Origin of the sequence: Lactobacillus taiwanensis DSM 21401 (genome assembly GCF_001436695.1) — a bacterium.
GTDB classification, from domain to species: domain Bacteria; phylum Bacillota; class Bacilli; order Lactobacillales; family Lactobacillaceae; genus Lactobacillus; species Lactobacillus taiwanensis.
The window spans coordinates 1-2,597 of sequence record NZ_AYZG01000008.1 but is presented as its reverse complement, the minus strand read 5'-3'; the positions used below and the strand labels follow the sequence as shown (position 1 = coordinate 2,597).

The window sequence follows — 2,597 nt, the reverse complement described above, 5'->3', positions numbered from 1 at the left end:
GCAGATTCATTCCTAAAGGAGAAGCAATAGCTAACTATTCTTTACAAGACATCATTAATATTGAAACCTAGTGTAATTCTTTGCCAAGAAAGATACTGGCCTATCATCCACTAGATGAAATCTTTGAAAGAGAATTAGATCTAATCTATCAAGTAGCTTAACCAAAAGTGTTCAATTTGTTATTGCAATTTGCGTCTATAATAAATTTCGGCTTATAAAAGGACTATTACTATGCGAATTAACGACCATAAAAATAATTGGTGGCTTGCAGATATTGGTGATTATCTAAAAGTAATTGCTAATGGATGCGTAATGCTTCAGCCTATTATTGCTTTATTTTTAACTCTTCCTCTAAATTTTAAAAAACAACTTTTCTTAGCTTCCTTATATAATTTTGTTAAATTTACTTCTCCGGCTTTTATTTTTGGAATAGTTTTTACCATAATTCGGATAACTGCAAAAAGACCAAAGTTACCACTGAAAACTTACTCACTCAATCAATGGAATAATAACTTTTTTCCTACTTTCGCTTGGACTTTGGCTTACTTAATCTTAATGCCTAATTTACAGCAACATGGGCATTTTCATAATATTCCTACTTTTATTTGGCAATTTTTTAGTGGAAATGCTGCACCACATCTTTGGTATAGTGTAATGATGTTGCAATTTTTAATTATTATGCCTGCGATTAAGGGAATATGTGAATGGGTAAAGCATTCTTACACTAAACTGATATTCGTTGTAATCATTTCAGGAATTATTTATTTTAGTTGGTTACTTTTTTATGATTACTTTGTTTTAAATAATCTTTATCATTATAATTGGTATTTGTTAGATAGATTTTTCTTAAGTTTTTTAATTTTTGGACTTTATGGTGGACTTAGCTGGAATTTTCATGAAGAAATACAAAATTTTCTTTTTAATTATTGGTGGATTGTAGTAACTATTTATTTAATTACTTATTTTTGGACTCGCAGGCTGTTTATAAGTTCATCTAATATAACTAATTTAACTAACGATAGCTATTATCTACCTTCAATGGCCATCTATGCTTTAGCTGTTATATTTTTAATTTATTTAATTTGTATTGCGCAAAAAGTTTTCAATATGAATCGTAGTCTAAAAACTATTCATTTCTTAGCTTTTTATGCGTACCGAGCATTCTTAGCTAACGTTTTCTGGGATCGCATTTTATGGAATTACTTTAATTTTAAACACCTTGTACAAAATAATATTTATGTTGGCATAATAATCATTTGGATGGCTACATGGATTTTATCTTATTTATCTGTATATTTAATTCATCAAATTTGGCTTAAAATGAAATATAAATGCTCTCTTTCAAAATAGCTATATTGATAAAATAAAATATGAAACCACATAATTTATTAATTTCCTTCTTCAATCTTAATTTTGTGGTAAAAGTTAAGCTACAAAAAAGCGCTCTAAGGATTAAATTCATCTTTAGAGCGCTTTTTTCTAAGTTAATCGTCTAAACTATTTGTAATTTATGTATTCCTTTTCTGAAATTTTTCATAGTATTTCTTTAGCAAATCTAAAATTTGCTTACCAATTACTGTATAATCATTTGTTAGTAAATTAGCCTCCGATACTCTTAGCTCACCTGCTTGTGCACCAAAACCGACACCATCTACCAGAACTACCCTCCCCATTTTTTCAGCTAATTCTAGTAAAAAGTCTACTTTTTGAAAATTATTTGCCAAATAACTTCTAAATTTCTTTCCATATAACTTTTCTGCAAGCTTATAAATATCAATTCGCTGATTGTAAAATTAAATTGAACACTTGATAAAAAATAAAAAGTCCATTCGGACCTGTTCGATAGAATGTAGTTACCACACAACATTTAGAAACGAAGTCAAAATGGACTCTTTGCATTCTACCATGAACCAGCACGTTAAAGGCAAGCATTTATCATTCGAGGAAAGAGTTATTATTCAATTGTGTTTGAAAGATGGCTGGTCGCTTGATGTGTGCAGTAATCGTGCTACTGCTGTTGGCGCATTTAGCAGCAGAGATGTTGTCTGTACTAAGATTCTTTACAATTATGTCGACCAAGGTCTATTAGATATACATAATTACGACTTGCCTGAGAAGCTTAAACGCAATACTAAGCTTCATCGTGTTCGCAAAAATAAGAAAAAGCTTGGTAGAAGTATTGAAGAACGTTCAAAAGAAATTAGTGAACGTAATGAATTCGGTCATTGGGAATGCGATTTGGTTCTCGGACATAAAACTAAAGATGATGAGGTATTGTTAACTCTATCTGAGCGCATGAGCCGTGAGTTTTTAATTCTTCGTATTCCTGACAAGACTTCTGTCAGTGTTATGCAGGCCTTTAAAGAACTCCAAAGGCAATACAGCGAACATTGGAATGATATTTTTAAAACCATTACCACTAATAATGGCTCAGAGTTTGCAGATCTTTCCAACCTAGAAAAAGCATCCAATACACTGTTTTACTATGCTCATCCTTACACTTCTTGTGATAAGGGAACAGTTGAAAGACATAATGGACTCATTCGCAGATTCATTCCTAAAGGAGAAGCAATAGCTAACTATTCTTTACAAGACAT

3 protein-coding genes and 1 pseudogene are annotated in these 2,597 nt (G+C 30.9%); 3 read left to right on the top strand and 1 reads right to left on the bottom strand.

Annotated features, from left to right (window positions below):
- Positions 1 to 161, top strand: a pseudogene (locus tag FD18_RS09585) (IS30 family transposase); the annotation flags it as partial.
- A 70-nt stretch (positions 162 to 231) separates the two neighbouring features.
- Complete coding sequence (locus tag FD18_RS02390) at positions 232 to 1,350, top strand: hypothetical protein (protein ID WP_235499856.1); 1,119 nt, start codon at positions 232 to 234, stop codon at positions 1,348 to 1,350.
- Positions 1,351 to 1,508: 158 nt separating this feature from the next.
- On the opposite strand, the gene FD18_RS02385 is transcribed toward FD18_RS02390, so the two are convergent.
- Positions 1,509 to 1,724, bottom strand: a complete 216-nt coding sequence (locus FD18_RS02385; protein WP_057718374.1) for a hypothetical protein — start codon at positions 1,722 to 1,724, stop codon at positions 1,509 to 1,511.
- A 160-nt stretch (positions 1,725 to 1,884) separates the two neighbouring features.
- Here FD18_RS02385 and FD18_RS02380 point away from each other — a divergent pair.
- Positions 1,885 to 2,597 (top strand): IS30 family transposase (locus FD18_RS02380; RefSeq protein WP_057718373.1); only part of this gene is annotated, 713 nt, incomplete at its 3' end.